Genomic DNA, 23176 nt, shown 5'->3' on the forward strand with positions numbered 1-23176 from the left:
CCACATCCGGTGTCCGCGATTGCCTTCGCGACATCCCGCGCCTCCAAAATGGCGCCCCCAGAACTAAACCTACCAGACAGCCAGCTTTGCCGGCCTAGTTTTTTTGCGGGATCGGCATTACGGCGACACTTCGAACCCCGCCGGACGCGGGATCGACGGCATGGAACACGCGGCGGCGGGAGCGCTTGCTAAGGGCCGGTCGCGCCCGATATGCCGTGTCGCTTCCGTTCGAACGGCCTGACTTTTCGCGAACGCACTCTCCCATCCAACACATTTCCCTTTCGCACACCCCATTTCGATTGAAGGACACCGCCGGATGCGCGTGGTTATCTCCCGACTCTTGAGCTCGACCAGAGGACTCAGCACGGCCCTGCGGATTGCGCCGTTCGCCCTCCTGATGGTGGCGGTCAGCCCGGCCCAGGCCCAGCGTGAGGACCAGGGCCTTCAGCTGGGATGCGCCAACGACTATTTCCGCCTCTGTGCCGGCGTGGATCCCAATAGCCAGGATGCGGAGCGCTGCATGGATCGCAACCGCGCCCGCCTGTCGCCCGAGTGCAAGGCGGCCATCGGCGACTACGACCGCCGCACCGGCGGGAAATCGCAGAAGTAAGGTGCCGCACGGCACACCGCATCACGGGCGGGACGGGCAACGACGCTGCCCGTCCCCAGACAGAGGTTTGACAGCATGACCCTGACCGTCGCGGTGCAGATGGACCCGATCCAAACGATCCGGATCGCCGGGGACACCACCTTCGCGCTCCTGCTCGAGGCCCAGGCCCGGGGACACCGGTTGCTGCACTACACGCCGGATCGCTTGTCGATGCAGGGTCAGGTCGTGACGGCCCGCGTCGAGGCCCTCACGGTGCAGGACGTGGAGGGGGCGCACGCCACTCTTGGGCCGGTCGAGCGCATCGATCTGTCGAGCGTCGATGTGGTCCTGATGCGTCAGGACCCGCCCTTCGACATGGCCTACATCACCGCAACCCACATGCTGGAGCGGATCCACCCGCGGACCCTCGTGGTGAACAACCCCGCCGAGGTCCGCAATGCGCCCGAGAAGCTGTTCGTGCTCGATTTTCCCGAGTTGATGCCCCCTACCCTGATCACCCGCGACAAGGCCGAGATCGAGGCGTTCCGGGCCGAGCACGGCGCCATCGTGATGAAGCCCCTGCACGGGCATGGCGGAGCTGCGGTGTTTCGGGTCCTGCCGGAGGACGCGAATTTCGGCTCGATGTTCGACCTGTTCTCGGTGACCTTCCGCGAACAATGGGTCGTGCAGCGTTTCCTGCCGCGCATCACCGAGGGCGACAAGCGCATCATCCTGGTGGACGGCGAGCCGATGGGCGCGATCAACCGGGTGCCCGCCCTCAACGACATCCGCTCGAACATGGTGCGAGGCGGGGCAGCGGCGGCTTCGGATCTCACGGAGCGCGAGCGCGCGATCTGCGCCGCCATCGGCCCGGAGCTGAAGCGCCGGGGCCTGATCCTCGTGGGGATCGACGTGATCGACGGAAATCTTACCGAGATCAACGTGACGTCGCCGACCGGCATTCGGGCGATCAGGCGCCTCGGCGGGCCGGACTTGGCGGTCTCGGTATGGAACGCGATCGAGGGCCGCGTCGGCAAGGTCCTGTCGGCCTGAGGGGCGCCGAGGCTCGGACGGCCCCGTGTGGCAGGTCCGGTATATCTCGGACCTGCCCCGTTCGTTCCGGCGTCAGACCAGACCGAGCTTCTGCGCCAGGCCGATCCGCTGGAGCTTGCCGGTGGCGCCCTTCGGGATCTCGTCCAGGATCATGATCTTGGCCGGCACCTTGAAGGCGGCGAGACGCTCCGAGGCGAAGCCGCGCAACTCCTTCTCGACAAGGTGGTGTCCCTCGCGTAGCACGATCGCGGCACAGACGTCCTCACCGAGCTTGTCGTGCGGCATCGCGAAGGTGACGCACTGCGACACCGCCGGGTGGTCCATGAGAATCTCGTCGACTTCGCGGGGCGAGATCTTCTCGCCGCCTCGGTTGATGATCTCCTTGAGGCGCCCCGTGATGGTCAGGTAGCCCTCGGGTGAGAGCGAGCCCTGGTCGCCGGTGCGGAACCAGCCCTGCTTGGTGAAGGCCTCCGCATTGGCCTTGTCGTTGTTCTCGTAGCCAGACATCACGTTGTCGCCGCGGATGACGATCTCGCCGGTCTCACCGGCGGGCAGGGGCTCGCCATCCTCGTCCACGATGGCGATCTCCGGACCGGCCGCGAGACCGACCGAGCCGGCGTAGTGCGGGCGCGGCGGCAGCGGGTTCGAGGCCATCTGGTGGGAAGCCTCCGTCATGCCGTAGGCCTCGATCAGGGGTGCGCCGAAGACCTCCTCGATCTCCTTCATGACCTGCGGCGGCATGGAGGAGGAAGACGAGCGGATGAAGCGCAGGGGATTGGCTTCGATGGTCTCCCGGTTGCGGGAGGCGCGGCCGAGGATCGCCTGGTGCATCGTCGGCACCGCCGTGTACCAGGTCGGGCGGATCTCGCTCATCCAACCGAAGAACTTCAGGGCGTTGAAGCCCGGGGTGCAGCAAACCTGGCCGCCGGCCGAGAGCGGCGCCAGGATGCCGGCGATCAGCCCGTGGATGTGGAACAGCGGCATGATGTTGAGACCGCGATCCTCGGCCGCGAAGGCCAGGGTGGTGCGGATGTTGCGAGCCGAGGCGCAGACGTTCGATTGCTTGAGGGGCACGATCTTGGGGCGCGAGGTGGTGCCCGAGGTATGCAGCACGAGGCCGATATCGTCGGGATGGGCTGGGCCGCCCTGGGCCGCCGGGGCTGCGGTGGAGTCCTCGAAAGACAGGGTGAAGCTGCCCGCGCCTTCTGCCGGGGTGGGGGTCAGGCGCACCACGGGTACGCCCAGGCGCGCAGCCACGGCCACGGCCGGGCTCTCGGAGCCCGCGGCGACGACCAGCAGGCGAGCGTTGAGGTCGGAGAGGTAGAACGTGAACTCGTCCGCCTTGTAGCTCGGGTTGAGGGGGGCCGCCGTCGTGCCTGCTCCGATGGCGATGAAGGCGGCCGCCATCTCCGGCCCGTTGTCGAGGACGATGCCGACCCGATCGTTCCGACCGATGCCCTGCGCGTTGAGGGCCGCGATCGTCCGGTCCGTGAGCGCACGGAGACGGCCGAAGGTCAGCGGCACGCCACCGGGGCTCGACAGGGCGGTGGCCTCCCCGGCCCCCGCGCGGATCAGGGCGTGGAGAGTGGTGGCGGCGGTCGTCGGTGCGGCGGTCTCGGCCATGGTCATCGTCCTCGAATGTCTGGGGTTCAGGCCGGCGTGATGGAGAGGCGCCCCTGCGCCCGCTCCAGGCTCTGGGCGAGGAGGCGCATCAGGGCGTAGACGGTGTCGATATGGGGCGTCGGGGTGTCGGTGAGGCGCCCGAGTTCGATGATCGAGCCGACCAGGGCCTCGAGCTCGATTGGCCGCCCGGCCTCCACGTCCTGCAGCATCGAGGTCTTGTGGGCGCCGACCTTCTCGGCCCCCGCGATGCGGCGCTCGATGCCGAGCTTGAAGGTGACGCCGAGGCGGTTCGCGATCGTCTCCGCTTCCCGCATCATGTCGGCGGCGAGCGCCCGGGTTTCGGGAAACTGGCAGATGTCCACCAGGGTGGCGTGGGCCAGCGCCGAGATCGGGTTGAAGCTGAGATTGCCCCACAGCTTGAGCCAGATCTCCGCCCGGATGTCGCTGGTCACCGGTGCGCGAAAGCCCGCCTTGATTAAGGTCTGGGCCAGGGACTGCACCCGCGCCGACATCGAGCCGTCGAGCTCGCCGAGGCCGAAGCGATGGCCCTCCACCACCTGAACCACGCCGGGCTCGGTGAGCACGGCCGCCGGGTACACCACCGACCCGATGACGTGCTTCGGGTCGAGGTGCTGGGCGATGAGGCCGGCCGGATCGGCGGTCTCCAGGTGCGTACCTGTCAGGTCCCCGCCATACCCCTGCGAAAAGTACCACCACGGGATGCCATTCTGCATCGTCACCACCATCGTCTCGGGTCCGATGAGGTGGTGAAGGTCGGCTGCGATCGGCCCGACCTGATGCGCCTTGACGGTGAGGAGCACGATGTCGTGCTGGCCCGCCTCGGCCATGGACTTGGTGGCCTTCAGGTTCGTGACGTGGATCTCGGAGCCGTCCTCCTCGATCAGCCGCATGCCGTTTCGCTGGATGGCGTCGAGGTTGGCGCCGCGCGCGATGAAGGTGACGTCCTCGCCCGCATGGGCGAGGCGCACGCCGAGAAATCCTCCGATGGCGCCGGCGCCGACGATCGCGATGCTCATATGGGTGTCCTCAAAACCTGTCCTGATCACGTCCGCTTCGTGGGAGTCGGGTGTCTCATGAAACGCCGTTCGACAACACGCCGATGCCGGCGATCTCGACCTCTACCGTGGCGCCCCTGGGGATCGGGCCGCTGCCCACCGAGGTGCCGCAGGCGATGAGGTCGCCGGGCTCCAGGGTCATGTCCCGAGAAAGCTCGGCCACGAGTTCGGCGGGCCGGCGCATCATGTCGGCGAGCGGATAGCGCTGGCGCTCGCGTCCGTTCACCCGCACCGCCACATCGAGCCCCTCGGGATCGATGTCGGTGGCAATCACCGGACCGAAGGGGCCGAAACCGTCGAAGCCCTTGGAGCGGGTCCAGTGCACGAAGCTCGGGTCGGCTTTCAGCGCTTCCAGCGCGGTGACGTCGTTCACGCAGGTGTAGCCGAAGATGTGGGCGGCCGCCGTCTCCGGCGTGAGGTCTCGGCCGCGCCGGCCGATCACGATCCCGAGTTCGCCCTCGAACAGCAGCCGGCCGGAGCCCTCAGGCGCCGTGATCGTCTGCCCGCTGGCGAGGTAACAGCTCGCCGGCTTCACGAAGTAGAGCGGCACATCGGGCCGGGTGAGCCCCTGCTTCTCGGCCGAGGCGTGGAAGTTGTTCCACAGGGCGATGTACTTCGACGGTCGGCACGGAAGGTCGAGGGTGACCTCGGACAGCAGCAGGATCGCGCCGGTGGGTGTCGGATCGGCGAACAGATCGCCCGCGTGAACGTGGATGGTCTCGCCGTCGAGGCGGCCGAAGCCGCTCGCGCCGTGGTGGAGGTAGCGGAGCCAGCGTGCCATCGGGTCAGCTCCGGGCGATGAATCGGGCGCGCATCGGCTTCAGCACGAAGAGCGCGAGGAACCCGGCCAGGAAGGCCATGCCGGAGGCGGCGTAGAACACGTTCTGCCACGAGCCGGTCTTGGCCTGGATCATGAGCAGGATCGGCAGGAGCAGGGCGGCGGTGCCCTTGGCGGTGTAGAGAAGGCCGGCATTGGCCGCCGCGTTCTTGTCGCCGTAGGTGTCGCTGCAGGTGGCGGGGAACAGCGAGTAGATCTCGCCCCAGGCGAAGAACACGAGCCCAGTGAGCAGCACGAAGGCCATCGGGATATGAGCGAACATGCCGAGCGCCAGGATGCCGGCGCCCTCGATCATGAAGGCGATGACCATCGTGTTCTCGCGCCCGATCTTGTCCGAGACCCAGCCGAAGAACGGCCGCGTCACACCGTTGAGCACCCGGTCGATGGTGAGCGCGAAGGTCAGGGCCGGCAGGGTAATGCCGATGAGCGAGACCTCGACCCCCGCGACCTTGAAGTCCTTGGCGATGGGAGCGAGGGAGGCGGCCGCCATCAGGCCACCGGCGGCCATCATCACGAACATCAGGTAGAGCAGCCAGAAGACCGGCGTCCGGACCATCTCGGCGGTCGAGTACTGGCGCCGGGTGACGGTGTTCACGGTCGCGGTGCGGCCGGCCAGCATCCGATCCTTGAAGGCGGCGCTCGGCGAGACGAGGAGCAGGGCCGCCAGCATGACGACCAAGCCCTGGCCGAGGCCGAACACGAAGAAGGTGTGCTGGTAGCCGGAATCGCGGATCATGTTGGCGATCGGGATCACAGTCAGGGCCGAGCCCGCGCCGAAACCGGCCGCGGTGAGGCCGGCCGCGAAGCCGCGCCGGTCGGGAAACCACTTCAGGGCATTGCCGACGCAGGTGCCGTAGACCGCGCCCGCGCCGACGCCACTGATCGCGGCGGCCGCATAGAGCATGGTCAGCGTGTCGGCGTAGGAATTCATCACCCAGCCCAGCGCGCAGAGGGCGCCGCCGAAGATGGTGACCAGGCGCGGGCCGTACTTGTCGACGAACCAGCCCTCGATCGGCACCAACCAGGTTTCCATCACCACGAAGATCGTGAAGGCCCACTGGATCGCGGTGCGTTCCCAGCCGAACTTCTGCTGGATCGGATCGACGAACAGCGTCCAGCCATACTGCAGGTTGGCGATCATCGACATGCAGAGCACGCCGAGGACGAGCTGTCCCCACCGGCCGAGCGGTGGCGCATCCACTTTCGCAGCAAGCTCCCTGCGGCTTGCAGCAACGTCGGCGGGCGCGATCGACGTCGTCCCGGGCGGGACAGGCGCAGCAGTACGCGCGGTCATGGGCGTCTTCCTTGACTCAACTCTTGTTTGCGGATTTCGGTTTTATCGGCAATTATTTTGAATTCAAGGAGCTATACCTCGGCCAAACCTGTGGTTCGTCTGCAAAATTTTTGGGTTAAGCCCCTAAAAAATTTGAGATGCTGCTCAATTCGCGCATTCGGCCCGTAGATTTTCTTGCAGTGCAAAGGACGACGTTTGCGGTGCGACATCAGAAGTGCAGTGGACAGGCTCAGGCCAGGCGGGAAACTGTCGGATATGGAACCAACGGGAGCAGGCACCGTTACGCTTGCCAGACGACGCCGGGTGGCATCCTGCGACCGGACGTTCAGCCTGGAACCAACTTTACGGAGCGTTTGATGAGCAGCACGACGGACAAGATCAAGGGTCTCGCCAACGAGGCCGTCGGCAACATCAAGCAAGGCATCGGTTCGGCCACCGGCAATGAAAAGCTGCAGGCCGAGGGCAAGGCTCAGGAACTGAAGGGCGAAGCCCAGAAGACCGTCGGCGATGCCAAGGACGGCATCAAGGGCGCGGCCCAGAGCGCCGCCGACGCCGTCAAGAAGATCTGAGCGGATCGTCCCTCGCCTCGGTCCCTGACGGGCCGAGGCGTCGCGCCGTCGGGCCGACCCACAGCATCATCGAAACAGTCCTGGCCGGAGTGCCCGCGCGCGTTCGGGTGTTCTGACTAGGGCCGAGACGAGAAGGATCTTCAAGATGAACCGCGACCAGATCGAGGGTGGAATCCGGAACATCCAGGGCCGCGGGCGCTCGGCCCTCGGTGCCGTGACCGGACGGGTCCGTCCGCAGGCCGAGGGCGCCTACGACCAGGCGGCCGGTGCCGTCCAGTCTGCCTATGGCCGGGCCCGTCATGCCGCCGATGACCTGCAGCGCGACGGAGCCCACCGTGTCGACGAGGCCCGCCACAGGGGCCGGGCCATCGCGGGCAACCTCCAGGACCGCGGCCGGCTCTACCAGGACGAGGCCGTGCGACGCGGCCGCGCCATCGCCCGCCGGGCCGACGAGAACAAGGGTGCCACCCTCCTCCTCGTGGCCGCGGCCGCCTTCGGCGCCGGCTGGCTCCTGCGCCGCACCCGCTGAATCATCGATCCATTGCCTGAGAGGGGGGCCGGGGCGTTTACGCGCCCCGGCCCGCTTCGCGTTCGACGGTGCGGCAGCCCCTCTTGGATGAGGCATGGTTTCCGTGGCACGCAGGATGGCGCGCGGCGTCTCGATCGCTTCGCCCGAGGAGAACGGCGATGCCGATACACCAATGGGCCGAGTTGACGACGGACGAGATCCGGGATCGCGACATGGGTCGCACGATCGCGGTGCTGCCCGTCGCCGCCATTGAGCAGCACGGCCCGCACCTGCCGCTGGCCACCGACGCGATCATCGCCGAGGGCTATCTCGCGCGTCTCATGACGTTGCCGGCCCAAGATCTCGACGTCCTGCTCCTGCCGGTCCAGGTCGTCGGCAAGTCGGACGAGCACGAGAGTTTTCCCGGGACCCTGTCGCTGACCACCGCGACGGCCCTGCAGGCCTGGACCGGGATCGGCGATGCCGTCCGCCGCGGCGGCTGCGGCAAGCTCGTCATCGTGACCTCGCATGGTGGCAACAGCGGCCTGATCGATCTCGTGGCGGGGGATCTGCGCGGGCGCCACGCCATGGTGGCGGTGACCACCGCCTGGAGTCGGTTCGGTTATCCCGACGGGCTGTTCCCCGAGGCGGAGATCCGTCACGGCATCCATGGCGGCGGTATCGAGACCGCCCTGATGCTGGCCCTGCGGCCGGATCTGGTGCGGCGTTCCGAGATCGCGGATTTCACGCCGCGCACGCTGGCGATGGAGCGGACCTTCACCCATCTGCGCGCGGGTCGTCCTGCCGCCTTCGCCTGGCGGGCGGAAGATCTCAACCCGGCCGGCGCCATCGGCGACGCCCGCCTCGGTACCGCGGAAGCCGGGGATCGTGCCCTCGACCACGGCGCCCGCGCCTTCCTCGAGCTGCTGCGCGACGTCGACCGCTTCCGCTTGGCCGAGTGAGAGGGCGACGATCGTGACGTCGGTCCCATGCGCTCCGTAACCTCCGGGAAGCCCGGCGCGAACAAGCCTGATGCGAGAGAGCCGACCTCCCGGATGTCGACCTCTTGGATCATGGAGCACCCCCGATGGCCTGTGCCGTCCCGGCCGGACACGATCGGCCGACCCCGCAGGCCCGCGACCCCTTCGGCTGGGCGACGGTCGCCCGGCCCGCCGCGGCGGCCAGCGGGCGCACCGAGCGCATGAGCCGGGATCAGGCTCTGGCGTGCGATATGGCGGCCGCCCAGGCGGGCGACGCGGAGGCCTATCGCCGCCTCTTCCGCGACTGCCTTCCGGTGATCGCCGGACTGGCGCGGGCGCAGGGGGTCCGGGCGGAGGCGGTGGACGATGTGGTGCAGGACGTGCTGCTGACGATCCACCGGGCGCGGGCGACCTACGATCCGGCCCGGCCCTTCCTGCCCTGGCTGCGCGCCATCACCCGGCGCCGGGCCATCGACGGGATGCGCCGGGCGAGTCGCCGCCCGCGGGAAGTCCACGACCCCATCGCCTACGAGGCGGAGGTCGATCGCGGGCCGGCGCCGGGCCACCACCTGGAGGCGCGCGACCGGGAGCGGGTCCTGGCCCGGGCCGTCGCCGCCCTGCCGGATGGCCAGCGCCAGGCCGTGGAGCATCTCGCCCTTCAGGAGCGCAGCCTGGAGGAGACGGCCGCCCTGACGGGGCGCACCAAGGGTGCCCTGAAGGTCAACCTGCACCGGGCCTTGAAGGCCCTGCGACGGACGCTGGGATCGGGTTCCGCGGACCGGGACGAGGCCGCGTCCCGGCCGGGCGAGCGAGGAACCCACGATGTCTGACACGGCCCGCACGTCTTCGCATGACCGCCTGATGGACAGCCTCGCCGGCGGTCTGCGGCCCGTCCGGCGCCTGCCCGGGCCGGCCTTTCGGGCGCTCGCCTGGTGCGCGGCCGCCGTCGGGATGGGCCTGGCCCTGATGCCCTTCGCCGATCTCGAGGCCCTGCGCATCCGCATGGCGGTGGCCGATCTACGCTACGCCGCCCTCGGCGCGGTGCTGACCGCCGTCGCGGCGGCGGTCGCCGCCTTCCAGACCAGCGTGCCGGGGCGCGCCTCCGCCTGGGCGCTCCTGCCCCTGGCGCCGGCCGCATTCTGGATCGGGGCCAGCGGCGCCGGCTGCCTGCGCGACTGGGCGGTCCCCGGGGCCGACCCCGCCGACATGCACCAGACCGGGGGGTGCGTCGCCTTCCTACTCGCCGTCTCGCTTCCGTTGTCGCTGGTCCTCGTCTGGATGCTGCGGCGGGCCTGTCCCCTGCGCCCCAACCTCACGGCGGCGCTGGCGGGGCTCTCGGCGGCGGCGGCCGCGGCGGCGCTCCTGGTGCCGTTCCATCCGCACGACGCCACCGCGACGGACCTCGCCCTGCACGCGCTCGTGGTCGGTCTCGTGATCGGGGCCAACGGGCTCGCCGGCGGACGCCTGCTGCGGCGGGGCTGAGGGACGCGCCGGTATACCGGCGGGGTCGTGTCGAGGTCGCGGGGGTTTCGCCCCGCGCCGCTCAGCCGGCGCGGATCGCGGCCGCGACCTCGCCCGGATATTCCTCGTGCGGGCTGAGCGCCCCCGGCACCGAGGCCCGGGCGACCCGGCCGGTGGCGATCAGCGCGTCCATCTCGGCGCCGGAGCGGCGCGGCGCCCGCTCCGGCCGCAGGACCAGGACCGGCGGCAGGCCGGGGGCCTCGAACAGGTCGAGGAAGTCTCGGCGAGTCGCGAACGGGTCGAGGCCGCCGGTGACGAAGGCGGCGGTGCCGAAGCGGCCGCCGTTCTGGCGGGTGATGGCGTGCTTGTCGGCGATGACCCCGGGCGTGACGTGGTCGGGGTCGGCATAGACGTGGGCGCGCATCATCCGGCCGATGACGGGGCGGCTGATGTTGATGCGGTAGAGGGCGTCGCCCAGGAGCGGCAGCTCGACGGCCCGGCGCAGGCCGGCGAACAGGCCCTGGCGCTCGGGCCCCAGGGCGGTGGGCAGCGGGCCCCGCCAGGTCGGGGCGACGAGGACGAGGCGCGCGAAGGCCCCGGGATGGCGCCGGGCCGCGGCCACGAGGTAGCCGGCGGCGTGGCCGGCCCCGACCCCGAGGGCGTAGGGCCCGGGGGCCGCCGCCAGCAGGGCGTCCAGGAAGGCGTGCATCGTCTCCGGATTCATCGGCACCCGGGCGCGGACATGGTCGCCGAAGCCCGGCCAGTCCGGCACGAGGCAGCGATAGGCATGGCCGAGGTCCTTGGCCAGGGGCCGCATCTCGACCCGGGCCGAGATCGAGGACAGGGCCGGCAGCAGCAGGGCCTCGGGGCCGCTGCCGACGACGTCGTAGGGCGTCGGCACGCGACGCCCGGCGAAGGTCAGCGCGAAGCTGCGGGCGGAATGGGCCGGGTCGATCATCGTTACGCCTCTCCCTCGCATCCGAACCGATGTCACCGGCCCCAGATGGGGCAGGGCCGGCCGCACCGGCACGCGACCGAGCGCCGCCCCGACAGGGGCGCCGCCCGGCCCCCGGTCGAGCGACCCGGCGACGCCCCCGGGATCAGGTGCGCAGGAGTTCGTTGATGGCGGTCTTGGCGCGGGTGCCGGCATCGACGCGCTTGACGATCACCGCGCAGTACAGGCCCGGGCCGGGGCTGCCGTCGGGCAGGTCCTTGCCCGGCGTGGTGCCGGAGACCACCACCGAGTAGGGCGGCACGCGGCCGTACATCACCTCGCCGGTGGTCCGGTCGATGATCTTGGTCGAGGCGCCGATGTAGACGCCCATGGAGAGCACGCTGCCCTCGCCGACGATCACGCCCTCGGCCACCTCGGCGCGGGCGCCGATGAAGCAGTTGTCCTCGATGATGACCGGGTTGGCCTGGAGCGGCTCGAGCACGCCCGCGATGCCGGCGCCGCCGGAGATGTGGCAGTTCTTCCCCACCTGGGCGCAGGAGCCGATGGTGACCCAGGTGTCGACCATGGTGCCCTCGCCCACATGGGCGCCGAGGTTGATGAAGCTCGGCATCAGCACGGCGCCGGGGGCGATGTAGGAGCCGCGGCGCACGACGCAGCCGGGCACGGCCCGGAAGCCGGCCTCGCGAAACTGCTTCTTCTTCCAGCCCTCGAACTTCGAGGGCACCTTGTCCCACCAGGTCGCGCCGTCGGGGCCGCCATGGATGATCTCCATGTCGTTGAGGCGGAAGGAGAGCAGCACCGCCTTCTTGAGCCACTGGTTGACCTGCCAGTCGTCGCCGACCTTCTCGGCGACCCGGGCCTTGCCGGAATCCAGGAGGTCGAGGGCCGCGTCGACGGCCTCGCGCACGGCGCCCTTGGTGCCGGTGTCGATGCCGGCGCGCTCCTCCCAGGCGGTCTCGATGGTGGCGGCGAGGTCGGTGGGGGACGCGGGGTGCGACATGGGGCAGGTTCCGGCAACGGATCGGGACGGGCCCCGTGCTTACAAAAGCCCGTCCGGCCTGTCACCTTCGCGGCTGCGGTCCGTGGGGCGGCCCGGGCGGCCGTCCCATCCGGCTGGGCTCAGCCGGTCGTCATGGGCTTGGCGCTGGCATGGCCGCAGGCGTCGTAGCGGCGCTCGATGAGGAAATAGTCCCTCATGGCGGTGTTGTAGTACTTGGCCGAGACGGCGACCTCGCGCCGGCCCGGGCGCCCCTCGGCGATGGCGCTGGGCACCCGCTCGATGGTGCAGCACTCGGTCTTGTCCCCGAGATAGTCGAGCCGGTTGGCATAGGCCCGTCCGCCGTGATCGCCGTTCCTGACGATGTCGCGGATCATGATGTCGACATAGGCCTCGTCGGGCAGGGTGGCGTTGGTCTCGTAGCAGACCAGCAGGCGGGTCGACTGCTCGTAGATCAGGTAGCCCGCGCCCATGACCGCCAGGGCGAAGAAGGCGACGGCCGCCGTCTGCGTCCTCCGGCTCATCGGTTGATCCTCCTGGCGCTCCGCCATCGCATGCCCCTCCGCCGGGCGACGACCCGGGCCCGGAGGCGCACGGGGCCCGGGCCCGTGAGCCCGAACCGGGGAGTCACGGGCGCCGGATGTCACGTCCGGCCGAGCATGCGCCCGATTCCATCACAAAGGGTTTCCGCGAGGCGGTTCGACCCTCACAACGGTCGGCCTCGCTCCGGGGTGAGGCCCCGGCTCGGACCGCCCCCGAGGGGGTCGCGGGCGACCGAGCCGGGGGCGACCGTCGTTCACTCCCCGTAGAAGCGCTGGATGCGCGCGGCCCGATCGGCGCGATCCGCGAACCGGGCGTCTCCGTCGGATTGCGCCTGCCGGACGGCGGCGGCGTGCGAGAACACCCGCGCCGCACCGAAATCACCGTGGAGCGCAGCAACGTTCGCGGCATGCACGTCTCTGCGAGACTGAATGGCGCGAACATTCGCGCTATGGGCGGCGTGTTGCGCGACGATCGCCGTCCGCAGGCTCTCCTGAGCCTGCGCGGGCACCACGAGCCACGCCGAACCACTGACGAGACATCCGGCCAGGACCATTTTGACGCCGTTCATGACAGTGTATCCTCAATCTGATCGATGATCACCGATGACGCGACAGGCTCCTTCCATCCCGTAGGACGGATCAGGAGCCTGGGTCCGAGTCGGACTTAGTGTCTTTGTCCGGACTCGACTAGGCCTATAGCCTGTGGAAATCGAAGATCCCTCGACGGCCCGCGCCACGGGTGCCCCGCCGGCGCATCGCGACCGCGAGGGTCCGCGGACCTGCGGCGGCGGTGACGAGGGCCCCGCGCCGGCTCCGTCACCGGATCGGGGGCGAAAGCCGTGGGCCGCCCTGGACGGGGGGCGCGACCGGATGCGGGCGGCTACGGCGCGATGCGGTCGAACCGGTCGCCGAGGCGGACGAGGTCGCCCGCGAACGCGGCGAGGTCGGCGCGCAGCTCGCCGTGGATCGCGCGGGCGGCGTCGGGAAACTCCTCCAGCACCCGGCGCATCAGGGTCGGGGTGATGCGGACCACCTCGGCGGGGCTCGCCGCGTCGGCGTCGCAGGGACGCTCGCCGCGCTGGAACAGGGCCAGGCGCCCGATCAGGCTGGAGCGCCCGACCGTGACGGGGGACGCACGGTCCCCCCGCGGGGTCAGCGTCAGGGTGCCCGACATCACCACGAAGCCGCCGTCGCCGCGCTCCCCGCGCGCGAACAGGCGCTCGCCCGCCGCGAGGCTGCGGCGCTCGGCGGCGAAAGAGAGCAGGCGCAGGGCATCCCGGCCCAGGAAGCCGAACAGCGGCGCGGCGCTCAGAATCGCGATGTCGTCGTCGAGCCCCACCTGCCGTCCCGTCCTTGGCCGCGCTGTCGGGGAGCTTAGCCGAACCGGCCGGCGGGCGAAACGGCGGGGACGCCGCGTCGAGGCAGGCCCGGACGCGTCGCCGCCGGAGGTCGACGCCCCCGTGCGCTCCCCCGTGCGGGGGCCGGGATCGCCGGACGCTCCCCTACGGCAGCAGCTTGTAGCCGCCGCCCTCGGTGACGAGGATCGCGGCGAGCGCCGGGTTCGGCTCGATCTTCTGGCGCAGGCGGTAGATGTGCGTCTCGAGGGTGTGGGTGGTGACCTGGGCGTTGTAGCCCCAGACCTCGGCCAGCAGCGTGTCGCGGCCGACCACCTCGCGCCCGGCCCGGTAGAGGAAGCGCAGGATCGCGGTCTCCTTCTCGGTGAGCTTCAGCTTCGAGCCGCGCTCGCCCACCAGGAGCTTGGCGCCGGGCCGGAAGGTGTAGGGGCCGATCTGGAACACCGCGTCCTCGCTGGCCTCGTGGCTGCGCAGGTGGGCGCGGATGCGCGCCAGCAGGACGGCGAACTTGAAGGGCTTGGTGACGTAGTCGTTGGCGCCCGCCTCCAGGCCCTCGACGGTGTCGTCCTCGGAATCCTGCGCCGTCAGCATGATGACGGGGCCGCGATAGCCGCCGCGGCGCATGGCCCGCACGGCCTCGCGCCCGTCCATGTCGGGCAGGCCGACATCCATCACCGCCAGGTCGATCCGATCCTCCGTGACGCGGGTGATCGCGCTCTGTCCGTCCAGGACGGTCAGCACGGTGAATTCGTCGTAGAGATCGAGCTGCTCCATCAGCGTCTCGCGCAGCGAGGCATCGTCGTCGCAGATCAGCAGGCGATGGGTATTCGGCATCGACCGAAGGACTTTCAGGCAGTTTGCAGGATCCGCCAGCGGTGTTCGGGTCCGCGGGCGGGCGGTGAGAGACAGGATCGACGGTGACGCCGCGATCCCGAGGCACGATGATGACACGCGGGCATCGTCTTGCCGTCAGGAAATCACACCGGGGTCATTAAACCAACAATCCGGGCTGCGCACAATACGGTTGTGCGCAGCCTAACACTGCGGAAACGGTGAAGCCCCAAGAAAAGTTTCAGCGGATGTAGCCGCCAATTGGTCCCGTCGCCGTTTCGCGCGGGGTGCGGCCGGATGGGGCCGGCCGGATTTGGCAGCCGCGCGGGCCCGCGCGATAAGCGCCTCATGAAGCGGACCCCGACCTCGACGCGGCAGCGTCCCCCGACGCCCACCACCCTCCCCCGCCTGCGCGTCCGCGCCCTGGTGACGGACCGGAGCCGGGGCCAGCTCCTCGCGGGCGCCGCCGTCATCCCCTGCGCCCTCGGGCGGAGCGGGATCGTGCAGGTGAAGCGCGAGGGCGACGGCGCCTCGCCCCGGGGCACGGTCCGCCTGCGCGGCGGGGTCTACCGGCCGGACCACTTCGCGAGCCGGCCGGCGAGCCCCCTCCCCCTGCGCCCGAGCGCCCCCGGCGACGGCTGGTGCGACGACGCCCGCGACCGGCGCTACAACCGGCCGATCCGCCTGCCCGCGCCGGGGGTCGGGCACGAGCGGATGTGGCGGGAGGACGGGCTCTACGACCTCGTGGTCGACCTCGACCACAATCGCGGTCCGATCCGGCCCGGCCGCGGCTCGGCGATCTTCCTGCACGTGGCGCGGGGCGGCTTCCTGCCCACCGAGGGCTGCGTCGCCCTGCGCCGGGCCGACCTCGTCCGCCTCCTGCGCCGGGTCGGCCCGGGCACCCGGATGCGGATCGGCTGAACCGGGTTCAGGTCAAATCCGCTGGATCCCTTCGGGAGGGCGGTTCTGGGCCTCGTTCGAACGCCGCGCGGGCCCGCAGGGCGGCGAGGCTCGCCGATTCCCCCCGATTGCCCCGGCGACCGGGGCCAGGCTGGCGATCCTCGTATCCGCCTCTCTCCTCCTGCGGGGCCGAGGCGGCGTGGGACGGGCGTGAACGCCCCCTGCCGAAAGGCGGCCGGCTCGGCAGACCCCCAGAAGAATTGCCGGCTCAGTAAGCGTGTAGCCGGCTTTTCCTGCTCGTCCCGGCCCGGTTGTTCCGGGGACCCGATCGGGCATTCCCGACGTAGGCGGCCTTCCCCGCGCCGTCGTTCCGGAGCGCCGGAGGCGTGCAATCCAGAAACGCCGGCAGTGGAAAGGCCTGCACCACCGCGATCTCGTGGTCCGGCCTCTCGTCCTGGATTCAGGACGAGCGTCGGCCCGCATCCGGCTCCTCCGCTCCCTGGCGGCCCTCCTTCAGCAGGTCGAGGGCCTGGGCCCGCATCCGCTCCCAATCGCCCAGGGCCCAGTCCATTTGCCGGCGCAGGAAATCCTGCTGGAGCTGGAGCATCGCGGGCAGGGTCCGCGCGGCCATCAGGCCCTCCACCAGGGCGAGGTTGGCGGCGAGCTGCCGGTGGGTGGTGCGGGCCACCAGCCGGCCAGCGGCCTGCAGGTCGGCGTCGAGGTCGGTGCGGGCCGCCCGACTCAAGGTGGCCAGGCGATCCAGATGGTCTTCCAGGGCCTCCGTGACGGCATCGCGGGCGGCCTCGGCGCGCCGGAGGGCCGGGTCTGTCTCGGGCGCCGGGCCGGGCTCCGGGGCCGGGCCGGGCTCGGGCGCGGCGCGGGAATCGGGTGTGGTCTCGGGCTCGTTCGATGACATCCGCGGGTCTCCCGAAGCCGGAGCCGGGACGGGCTCCGCGCGGACCGCGCCGGTCGTGGCGCGGTCCTGTCTTCCCGATGCGGCGCCCGTCCCGAAGGCGCTGCCGATCCCGAAGCCGCGGCGCGAACGCCCGGCCTCAGTGACCGGCCTTTTTCGGCCCGTCCTTCCGGGGCATGTAGAGGTCCGTGATGGTGCCCTCGAAGGCCTCCGCCGCCAAGCCGATCGTCTCCGACAGGGTCGGGTGCGGATGGATGGTCAGGCCGATATCCTCGGCATCCGCCCCCATCTCGATGGCGAGGGCCGCCTCCGCGATGAGGTCGCCGGCCGACGGGCCGACGATGCCGCAGCCGAGGATGCGGTCCGTCTCGGGGTCGAACAGGACCTTGGTCAGACCCTCCTCGCGCCCCAGGGCCAGGGAGCGCCCGGAGGCGGCCCAGGGGAACACGCCCTTGCCGACCTTGATGCCCTTCGCCTTGGCCTCGTTTTCGGTCATGCCGACCCAGGCCACCTCGGGGTCCGTGTAGGCCACCGAGGGGATCACCTTGGCGTCGAAGGCGCTGGACTTGCCGGCGGCGACCTCGGCCGCGACCTTGCCCTCGTGCGTCGCCTTGTGGGCCAGCATCGGCTGGCCGACCACGTCGCCGATGGCGAAGATGTGGGGCACGTTGGTGCGCATCTGCTTGTCGACGGCGATGAAGCCGCGGGCGTCGACGGCGACGCCCGCCGCCTCCGCGCCGATGCGATGGCCGTTGGGGCGCCGCCCCACCGAGACCAGCACCTTGTCGAAGGTGTCGCTGGCCGGCGCCGTGCCGCCCTCGAACGAGACCTTCAGCCCCGCCGGGGTCGCCTCCACGGCGGTGACCTTGGCCTTGAGGTGGATCGCCTCGTACTGCTTCGCGATCCGCTTCATCAGCGGCGTGACCATGTCCTTGTCCGCACCCGGGATGATCTGGTCCATCAGCTCGACGATGGTCACCTTCGAGCCCAGCGCGTGGTAGACGGTGGCCATCTCCAGCCCGATGATGCCGCCGCCGATCACGAGGAGGCGGGCCGGCACCCCGTCGAGTTCCAGCGCCCCGGTCGAGTCGAGGACGCGCGGGTCGTCGTGCGGGATGAAGGGCATCCGCACGGGCTCGGAGCCGGCCGCGATGATGGCGTGGTCGAAGCCGATCACGCGGGTCCGGCCCTCGTGCTCCACCGCGACCTGATGGGGTGAGACGAAGCGGGCCTCGCCCGTCACCACCGTGACCTTGCGCTGCTTGGCGAGGCCCGAGAGGCCGCCGGTGAGGCGCTTGACCACCCCGTCCTTCCAGCTGCGCAGCTTGTCGATGTCGATCTGCGGCGCGGTGAAGGAGATGCCGTGCGCCGCCATGGCGTGGCTCTCGTCGATGACCTTGGCCGCGTGCAGCAGGGCCTTCGAGGGGATGCAGCCCACGTTGAGGCAGACGCCGCCGAGGCTCGGCCAGCGCTCGACCAGCACCACCGACTGCCCGAGATCGGCCGCCCGGAAGGCGGCGGCCGAGGAGCCGTAGCCGGCCTGACCCTCGCCCGGGGCGTGGCCGGGGACGCCCGCGCCGTTTGCGGACGCCCCCGCGCCCGCCTTGGTGGTGTCCGTCACGGTGGGCTTCGGCGCACCGGTGGCGGCGGCCTCGGCCATCACCAGGATCAGGTCGCCCTGGCTCACCGTGTCGCCGGGCTTGATCCGCACCTCGGCCACCGTGCCGGCCACCGGGGACGGGATGTCCATGGTGGCCTTGTCGGATTCCAGCACGATGATCACGTCGTCGACCGCGATCACGGCGCCGGGGCCGACGCTGACCTCGATCACGGGCACGTTCTTGAAGTCGCCGATATCCGGCAGGTGGACGTCGTTGCTGCTCATCGGGTCACCTCGCTCGTTGGGTCGCGTGGGCCGGCCTTCGTCAGACGACGAGGCGCCGGACGTCCTCGAGGACGTGGGCGAGGTGGCGGGTGAAGCGCGCGGCGAGCGCCCCGTCGATGACGCGGTGGTCGTAGGAGAGCGAGAGCGGCACGATCAGGCGCGGCGCGAACTCGGTGCCGTTCCAGACCGGGCTCATCTTGGAGCGAGCGACGCCGAGGATCGCGACCTCCGGGGCGTTGACCAGCGGCGTGAAGGCGGTGCCGCCGATGCCGCCCAGGCTCGAGATCGAGAAGGTGGCGCCCTGCATGTCGGCCGCCGAGAGCTTGCCGTCGCGGGCTTTGGCCGAGATCGCACCGAGATCGCGGCTGATCTCGACGAGGCCCTTGCGGTCGGCCTCCTTGATGACCGGGACGACGAGGCCGTCCGGCGTGTCCACCGCCACGCCGATGTTGTAGTAGCGCTTGAGGATCAGGGCGTCCTTCTCAGGCGACAGCGAGGCGTTGAACTCGGGATGCTTGCGTAACGCCGAGACCGCGGCCTTGATCAGGAAGGCCAGCAGGGTGACGCGGTAGCCCTTGTCCTTGAGCTCCTTGCCGGCATTGTCGAGTTCCTTGCGGTAGGCGTCGGTCTCGGTGATGTCCGACTCGTCCTGGTGGGTGACGAGCGGCACGTTGAGCCAGGACCGGTGCAGGTGCGCGCCGGAGATCTTCTTGATCCGCGACAGGGGTTGGGTCTCGATCGGGCCGAACTTGGCGAAGTCCACCGCCGGGATCTCCGGGATGCCCATGCCGCCGCCCTGGAACGCCGCCGTGCCGGCGGCCGCGGGGGCGGCCGAGCGGGTGAGATGGCCCTTCACGTCCTCCTTGGTGATCCGGCCCTTCTCGCCGGTGCCCTTCACCGCGCTCAGGTCGAGGCCGAGTTCGCGGGCGAGGCGCCGCACGCCGGGGCTGGCATGGACCTGGGAGAAGTCGGGCAGGGTGTCGGCCGGGGCGGGCGACGGGGCAGGCGCGGCGGCCGGGGCCGGGCTTGGGGCCGGGCTTGGGGTCGGGGCCGGCTCCTGCTTGGCCAGCAGCGCGGCGCTGTCGGCGCCGGCCGGGGCCTCGGCGGCCTTCGCGGGGCTGCTCGACGCCTCGCCCTTGAACACCAGGAGCGGCGAGCCTTCGCTCACCGTGTCGCCGAGCTTGACCAGGATCTTCTCGACCACGCCGGCGCTCGGTGAGGGCACGTCCATGGTCGCCTTGTCGGATTCCAGCGAGACCAGCGGGTCGTCGGGCCCGATCGTATCGCCCTCCTTCACGTGGATCTCGATGATCGGGATGTCCTTGAAGTCGCCGATGTCCGGGATCTGGATCTCGATGCCCACTGCGCGTTCTCCCTGGCTCTGAGTCGAGGCCTCTCGCGGGCCCCCTCGTGCGGTCGCTTATCGTCGATGATGGCGGAAAGGGTCGGGGCGCCGGCCACGGGCGGGCGGGCGGCGCCGGAATCAGACGGTCCAGGGTGCCGGCCGGTCCGTGTCGATGCCGTACTTGGCGATGGCGTCGGCCACGGTCTGGGCCGGGATCACGCCGTCCTCGGCCAGGCTGTGCAGGGCCGCCACCACGACCCAGTGCCGGTTGACCTCGAAGAAGTCGCGCAGGCGGGCCCGGTAGTCGGAGCGGCCGAAGCCGTCGGTGCCGAGCACGCGGTAGCGGCCCGGAACCCAGGTGCGGATCTGGTCGGCGAACAGGCGCATGTAGTCGGTGGCCGCGATGACCGGGCCGGTGCGGCCGGTCAGGCAGGTCTCCACGTGGGAGAGGCGCCGGCCCTCCAGCGGGTGCAGGAGGTTCCAGCGCTCCGCCGCCATGGCGTCGCGGCGCAGCTCGGTGAAGCTCGGGCAGCTCCAGATGTCCGACGCGATCCCGAAATCCCGCTCCAGCAGCTCGGCCGCGGCGATGACCTCCCGCAGGATGGTGCCCGAGCCCAGGAGCTGGACCCGGTGGCCCTGGGTCGTCTCCTTCGGGCCGTCCTTGAAGAGGTACATGCCCTTGATGATGTCGGCCTCGGCGCCCTCCGGCATGCCGGGGTGCTCGTAGTTCTCGTTCATCACGGTGATGTAGTAGAACACGTCCTCCTGCTCGGCATACATCCGGCGCAGGCCGTCCTGCACGATCACCGCCACCTCGTAGGAGAAGGTCGGGTCGTAGGAGACGCAGTTCGGGATGGTGGACGAGATCAGGTGGCTGTGGCCGTCCTCGTGCTGCAGGCCCTCGCCGTTGAGGGTGGTGCGCCCGGCGGTGCCGCCGATGAGGAAGCCCCGCGCCCGCATGTCGCCCGCCGCCCAGGCGAGGTCGCCGACCCGCTGGAAGCCGAACATCGAGTAGTAGACGTAGAACGGGATCGTCGGCGCGTCGGAATGCGAGTAGGAGGTCGCGGCCGCGATCCAGGACGACATCGCCCCCGGCTCGTTGATGCCCTCCTGGAGCATCTGACCGTTCTTGTCCTCCTTGTAGTACATGAGCTGGTTGGCATCCTCCGGCCGGTAGAGCTGGCCGACCTGGGAGAAGATGCCGAACTGGCGGAACATGCCCTCCATGCCGAAGGTGCGGCTCTCGTCGGGCACGATCGGCACGATGCGGTTGCCGATGTTCTTGTCGCGCAGCAGCGTGTTGAGGATGCGCACGAAGGCCATGGTGGTGGAGATCTCGCGGCCCGCGGTCTCCTTGAGCTGGGCCGAGAAGGCCGAGAGCGGCGGGATTTCCAGGGCCTGCGAGGTGCGCCGCCGGGCCGGGAGCGGGCCGCCCAGGGCTTCCCGCCGCGCCATCAGGTAGCGGTGCTCGGGGCTGCCCTCGGGGAACTTGATGAAGGGGATCTCCTTCAGCTGGTCGTCGCTCAGGTCGATCTGGAAGCGGTCGCGGAACTGGCGCAGCACCGCCTCGCCCATCTTCTTCTGCTGGTGGGTGATGTTCTGGCCCTCGCCGGACTCGCCCATGCCGTAGCCCTTGACCGTCTTGGCGAGGATGAGGGTCGGCTGGCCCTTGTGCTTGGAGGCGGCGCTGTAGGCGGCGAAGACCTTGCGCGGGTCGTGGCCGCCGCGGGTGAGGCGCCAGATGTCGTCGTCGCTCATGTCGGCCACCAGGGCCGCGGTCTCGGGGTAGCGCCCGAAGAAGTGCTCGCGGATGTAGGCGCCGTTCTTCGACTTGAAGTCCTGGTATTCGCCGTCGACGCATTCCTCCATCAGGCGCGCCAGCATGCCGGTGCCGTCGCGCTGGATCAGGGCGTCCCAGCCCGAGCCCCACAGCACCTTGATGACGTTCCAGCCGGCGCCGCGGAAATCGGCCTCGAGCTCCTGGACGATCTTGCCGTTGCCGCGCACCGGCCCGTCGAGGCGCTGCAGGTTGCAGTTGATGACGAAGACGAGGTTGTCGAGCTTTTCCCGGGCCGCGAGCGCGATGGCGCCGAGGCTCTCCGGCTCGTCCATCTCGCCGTCGCCCATGAAGGCCCAGACCTTGCGGCCGTCCGTCTGCGCGAGGTTGCGGTGGTGCAGGTAGCGCAGGAAGCGCGCCTGGTAGATCGCCATCAGGGGGCCGAGGCCCATGGAGACGGTGGGGAACTGCCAGAAATCCGGCATCAGCCAGGGATGGGGATAGGACGACAGGCCCTTGCCGCCGACCTCCTGCCGGAAGCCGAGGAGCTGGTCCTCGGTGAGGCGGCCCTCCAGGAAGGCGCGGGCATAGACGCCGGGCGAGGAATGGCCCTGCACGTAGATGAGGTCGCCGCCGTGGCTGGCGTCGGCCGCCCGCCAGAAATGCATGAAGCCGGTGTCGTAGAGGGTCGCGGCCGACTGGAAGCTGGCGATGTGGCCGCCGAGCTCGGACGAGTCCTTGTTCGCCCGCAGGATGATCGCGATGGCGTTCCAGCGGATGGCCGAGCGGATGCGGTGCTCGATCGCCCGGTCGCCGGGATGCGGGTCCTGCTTCTCGGGCAGGATCGTGTTCAGGTAGGCGGTGTTGGCGGAATACGGGACGGGCGCGCCCTTCTTGCGGGCCCCGTCGATCACCTGCTCGATCAGGTAGTGGGCCCGCTCCGGCCCGTCGACGTCGAGGACGCCGTCCAGCGAATCGAGCCATTCCTGCGTCTCGACGGGATCGAGGTCGCGGTTCCGCTCCATGGCATCCTCCTTGGATTTTTCCCGGCGGCTCTCACGGGCCACCCTGTATCGCGCTAACCCTTCAGCAGCGTTCGTACCAACGCCACCCAAACGCGTTTTGCGTTATGGGGCAATGGCTTCTGCCGAGCAGAACGTTTTTGGTTTGCGAATTTTGTTACGGGTTTGAATTTTTTTGTCTGGCTTTCCAGACCGGCGTGCGCGGCCTTGTCGGGCCCGGCGCCCCCCCAGGCATGCCGCTGTGCCGGTCAGCGCTGGGTCCGGATGATCCAGCCCATGCAGATTCCCGCCAAAACGACTCCCAACACCGTGGCGGCTGTTCCGAGAGCCGTCGCGTGGGTCCAGGCGACATGGCTGGCCACCAACAGGGCGAACCCAATCCCGAAGCCGACGGCGAGGATCATGGGGCGTGGACGACGGGACGGCCGGGACGGTAGCCCTGAGGCGCGGTCTCGCAGCAGGGAGGCAATTTCAGTGCAGCCCGCGCGCAAAGCCGCGCGACGTGAGCCGCCCGGGTTCCGCGCCGTCCGGCGCGCCACGGGAGAAACAATAACGAGGAGGGCCATCGCGACGGAAAGGTGGAGGACGCTCCGAGTTTTATGAGGGCTTGGCGCGGGCTCGTTCAAGGTCGACCTCGCTGCGGAATCCCCTCGGGGATGGGCA

The 23176-nt window shown here is 70.1% G+C and carries 22 protein-coding genes and 1 pseudogene; 8 read left to right on the forward strand and 15 right to left on the reverse strand.

What is annotated here, in order from left to right; genetic code table 11:
• Positions 1 to 316 precede the first annotated feature (316 nt).
• Both ASF41_RS22710 and gshB read left to right on the forward strand, forming a co-directional pair.
• Positions 317 to 610, forward strand: coding sequence for a hypothetical protein (locus ASF41_RS22710; RefSeq protein WP_056218361.1), 294 nt, complete (start codon positions 317 to 319; stop codon positions 608 to 610).
• Between the two features lie 75 nt (positions 611 to 685).
• Positions 686 to 1642, forward strand: coding sequence for a glutathione synthase (gene gshB, locus ASF41_RS22715; RefSeq protein ID WP_056218363.1), 957 nt, complete (start codon positions 686 to 688; stop codon positions 1640 to 1642).
• A 72-nt stretch (positions 1643 to 1714) separates the two neighbouring features.
• Here gshB and ASF41_RS22720 read toward each other — a convergent pair whose 3' ends face one another.
• The 4 genes from ASF41_RS22720 to oxlT are packed head-to-tail and all read right to left on the reverse strand — an operon-like array spanning position 1715 to position 6380.
• Complete coding sequence (locus tag ASF41_RS22720; RefSeq protein ID WP_056497376.1) at positions 1715 to 3271, reverse strand: acyl--CoA ligase; 1557 nt, start codon at positions 3269 to 3271, stop codon at positions 1715 to 1717.
• A gap of 20 nt (positions 3272 to 3291) precedes the next feature.
• Positions 3292 to 4302, reverse strand: a complete 1011-nt coding sequence (locus ASF41_RS22725) for a ketopantoate reductase family protein (RefSeq protein ID WP_056218368.1) — start codon at positions 4300 to 4302, stop codon at positions 3292 to 3294.
• A 55-nt stretch (positions 4303 to 4357) separates the two neighbouring features.
• Positions 4358 to 5122: a fumarylacetoacetate hydrolase family protein gene (locus tag ASF41_RS22730; protein ID WP_056381779.1), complete on the reverse strand. Its 765-nt coding sequence runs from the start codon at positions 5120 to 5122 to the stop codon at positions 4358 to 4360.
• A gap of 4 nt (positions 5123 to 5126) precedes the next feature.
• A complete protein-coding gene (oxlT, locus tag ASF41_RS22735) occupies positions 5127 to 6380 on the reverse strand; it encodes an oxalate/formate MFS antiporter (protein ID WP_056218373.1) in 1254 nt (417 codons plus the stop codon).
• Between the two features lie 449 nt (positions 6381 to 6829).
• On the opposite strand from oxlT, the gene ASF41_RS22740 reads away from it, so the two are divergent.
• From ASF41_RS22740 to ASF41_RS22760, 5 genes are all read left to right on the forward strand, one after another.
• A complete protein-coding gene (locus ASF41_RS22740) occupies positions 6830 to 7042 on the forward strand; it encodes a CsbD family protein (protein ID WP_055946396.1) in 213 nt (70 codons plus the stop codon).
• Positions 7043 to 7187: 145 nt separating this feature from the next.
• Entirely contained in the window at positions 7188 to 7571 is a 384-nt protein-coding gene (locus ASF41_RS22745; protein ID WP_056276457.1) for a CsbD family protein, read from the forward strand.
• A 158-nt stretch (positions 7572 to 7729) separates the two neighbouring features.
• Entirely contained in the window at positions 7730 to 8512 is a 783-nt protein-coding gene (locus tag ASF41_RS22750) for a creatininase family protein (protein WP_056497379.1), read from the forward strand.
• A 239-nt stretch (positions 8513 to 8751) separates the two neighbouring features.
• Positions 8752 to 9360, forward strand: a complete 609-nt coding sequence (locus ASF41_RS22755; RefSeq protein ID WP_056497578.1) for an RNA polymerase sigma factor — start codon at positions 8752 to 8754, stop codon at positions 9358 to 9360.
• The gene (locus ASF41_RS22760) at positions 9353 to 10012 is read left to right on the forward strand and encodes an NrsF family protein (protein ID WP_056497382.1); all 660 of its coding nucleotides are present in this window, start codon (positions 9353 to 9355) and stop codon (positions 10010 to 10012) included. The genes ASF41_RS22755 and ASF41_RS22760 overlap by 8 nt, the downstream gene beginning before the upstream one ends.
• A gap of 61 nt (positions 10013 to 10073) precedes the next feature.
• Here the strand turns inward: ASF41_RS22760 and ASF41_RS22765 are convergent, their stop codons facing one another.
• The 6 genes from ASF41_RS22765 to ASF41_RS22790 all read right to left on the reverse strand — a co-directional run bounded on the left by ASF41_RS22765 (position 10074) and on the right by ASF41_RS22790 (position 14674).
• A complete protein-coding gene (locus ASF41_RS22765; RefSeq protein WP_156653452.1) occupies positions 10074 to 10949 on the reverse strand; it encodes an alpha/beta fold hydrolase in 876 nt (291 codons plus the stop codon).
• Between the two features lie 142 nt (positions 10950 to 11091).
• The gene (gene dapD / locus ASF41_RS22770) at positions 11092 to 11946 is read right to left on the reverse strand and encodes a 2,3,4,5-tetrahydropyridine-2,6-dicarboxylate N-succinyltransferase (protein WP_056218385.1); all 855 of its coding nucleotides are present in this window, start codon (positions 11944 to 11946) and stop codon (positions 11092 to 11094) included.
• 119 nt (positions 11947 to 12065) lie between these two features.
• Positions 12066 to 12467 carry a hypothetical protein gene (locus tag ASF41_RS22775; protein ID WP_156389744.1) on the reverse strand — a complete coding sequence of 134 codons (402 nt, stop codon included), beginning with the start codon at positions 12465 to 12467 and terminating at the stop codon, positions 12066 to 12068.
• A gap of 272 nt (positions 12468 to 12739) precedes the next feature.
• Complete coding sequence (locus ASF41_RS22780; protein WP_056218394.1) at positions 12740 to 13054, reverse strand: hypothetical protein; 315 nt, start codon at positions 13052 to 13054, stop codon at positions 12740 to 12742.
• Between the two features lie 311 nt (positions 13055 to 13365).
• Positions 13366 to 13824, reverse strand: coding sequence for a cyclic nucleotide-binding domain-containing protein (locus tag ASF41_RS22785; RefSeq protein WP_056276444.1), 459 nt, complete (start codon positions 13822 to 13824; stop codon positions 13366 to 13368).
• Between the two features lie 163 nt (positions 13825 to 13987).
• Entirely contained in the window at positions 13988 to 14674 is a 687-nt protein-coding gene (locus ASF41_RS22790; RefSeq protein ID WP_056497389.1) for a response regulator transcription factor, read from the reverse strand.
• Positions 14675 to 15019: 345 nt separating this feature from the next.
• Here ASF41_RS22790 and ASF41_RS22795 point away from each other — a divergent pair, with 345 nt between their 5' ends.
• Positions 15020 to 15592, forward strand: coding sequence for a L,D-transpeptidase (locus tag ASF41_RS22795; protein WP_056497392.1), 573 nt, complete (start codon positions 15020 to 15022; stop codon positions 15590 to 15592).
• A 439-nt stretch (positions 15593 to 16031) separates the two neighbouring features.
• Here the strand turns inward: ASF41_RS22795 and ASF41_RS22800 are convergent, their stop codons facing one another.
• The 5 genes and pseudogenes from ASF41_RS22800 to ASF41_RS25385 all read right to left on the reverse strand — a co-directional run bounded on the left by ASF41_RS22800 (position 16032) and on the right by ASF41_RS25385 (position 22917).
• Complete coding sequence (locus ASF41_RS22800) at positions 16032 to 16487, reverse strand: hypothetical protein (protein WP_056497394.1); 456 nt, start codon at positions 16485 to 16487, stop codon at positions 16032 to 16034.
• Positions 16488 to 16623: 136 nt separating this feature from the next.
• Positions 16624 to 18369: a dihydrolipoyl dehydrogenase gene (gene lpdA / locus ASF41_RS22805; RefSeq protein ID WP_056497397.1), complete on the reverse strand. Its 1746-nt coding sequence runs from the start codon at positions 18367 to 18369 to the stop codon at positions 16624 to 16626.
• A 40-nt stretch (positions 18370 to 18409) separates the two neighbouring features.
• A pseudogene (gene aceF, locus ASF41_RS22810) lies at positions 18410 to 19753 on the reverse strand (dihydrolipoyllysine-residue acetyltransferase); the annotation flags it as partial.
• 99 nt (positions 19754 to 19852) lie between these two features.
• Positions 19853 to 22516: a pyruvate dehydrogenase (acetyl-transferring), homodimeric type gene (aceE, locus tag ASF41_RS22815; RefSeq protein ID WP_056351795.1), complete on the reverse strand. Its 2664-nt coding sequence runs from the start codon at positions 22514 to 22516 to the stop codon at positions 19853 to 19855.
• 245 nt (positions 22517 to 22761) lie between these two features.
• Entirely contained in the window at positions 22762 to 22917 is a 156-nt protein-coding gene (locus ASF41_RS25385; protein WP_156653453.1) for a hypothetical protein, read from the reverse strand.
• Positions 22918 to 23176 lie beyond the last annotated feature (259 nt).

Origin of the sequence: Methylobacterium sp. Leaf111 (genome assembly GCF_001423285.1) — a bacterium.
In the GTDB taxonomy this organism is placed as follows: domain Bacteria; phylum Pseudomonadota; class Alphaproteobacteria; order Rhizobiales; family Beijerinckiaceae; genus Methylobacterium.

Coding starts and splice junctions, on each gene's coding strand:
- ASF41_RS22780 (WP_056218394.1), bottom strand. CDS start 13,054: ATGAACGGCGTCAAAATGGTCCTGGCCGGATGTCTCGTCAGTGGTTCG.
- ASF41_RS22745 (WP_056276457.1), top strand. CDS start 7,188: ATGAACCGCGACCAGATCGAGGGTGGAATCCGGAACATCCAGGGCCGC.
- ASF41_RS22730 (WP_056381779.1), bottom strand. CDS start 5,122: ATGGCACGCTGGCTCCGCTACCTCCACCACGGCGCGAGCGGCTTCGGC.
- dapD (WP_056218385.1), bottom strand. CDS start 11,946: ATGTCGCACCCCGCGTCCCCCACCGACCTCGCCGCCACCATCGAGACC.
- ASF41_RS22755 (WP_056497578.1), top strand. CDS start 8,752: ATGAGCCGGGATCAGGCTCTGGCGTGCGATATGGCGGCCGCCCAGGCG.
- ASF41_RS22740 (WP_055946396.1), top strand. CDS start 6,830: ATGAGCAGCACGACGGACAAGATCAAGGGTCTCGCCAACGAGGCCGTC.
- ASF41_RS22775 (WP_156389744.1), bottom strand. CDS start 12,467: ATGAGCCGGAGGACGCAGACGGCGGCCGTCGCCTTCTTCGCCCTGGCG.
- ASF41_RS22710 (WP_056218361.1), top strand. CDS start 317: ATGCGCGTGGTTATCTCCCGACTCTTGAGCTCGACCAGAGGACTCAGC.
- ASF41_RS22765 (WP_156653452.1), bottom strand. CDS start 10,949: ATGATCGACCCGGCCCATTCCGCCCGCAGCTTCGCGCTGACCTTCGCC.
- ASF41_RS22800 (WP_056497394.1), bottom strand. CDS start 16,487: ATGTCATCGAACGAGCCCGAGACCACACCCGATTCCCGCGCCGCGCCC.
- ASF41_RS22790 (WP_056497389.1), bottom strand. CDS start 14,674: ATGCCGAATACCCATCGCCTGCTGATCTGCGACGACGATGCCTCGCTG.
- ASF41_RS22720 (WP_056497376.1), bottom strand. CDS start 3,271: ATGACCATGGCCGAGACCGCCGCACCGACGACCGCCGCCACCACTCTC.
- gshB (WP_056218363.1), top strand. CDS start 686: ATGACCCTGACCGTCGCGGTGCAGATGGACCCGATCCAAACGATCCGG.
- aceE (WP_056351795.1), bottom strand. CDS start 22,516: ATGGAGCGGAACCGCGACCTCGATCCCGTCGAGACGCAGGAATGGCTC.
- ASF41_RS22795 (WP_056497392.1), top strand. CDS start 15,020: ATGAAGCGGACCCCGACCTCGACGCGGCAGCGTCCCCCGACGCCCACC.
- ASF41_RS25385 (WP_156653453.1), bottom strand. CDS start 22,917: ATGATCCTCGCCGTCGGCTTCGGGATTGGGTTCGCCCTGTTGGTGGCC.
- ASF41_RS22760 (WP_056497382.1), top strand. CDS start 9,353: ATGTCTGACACGGCCCGCACGTCTTCGCATGACCGCCTGATGGACAGC.
- lpdA (WP_056497397.1), bottom strand. CDS start 18,369: ATGAGCAGCAACGACGTCCACCTGCCGGATATCGGCGACTTCAAGAAC.
- ASF41_RS22725 (WP_056218368.1), bottom strand. CDS start 4,302: ATGAGCATCGCGATCGTCGGCGCCGGCGCCATCGGAGGATTTCTCGGC.
- ASF41_RS22750 (WP_056497379.1), top strand. CDS start 7,730: ATGCCGATACACCAATGGGCCGAGTTGACGACGGACGAGATCCGGGAT.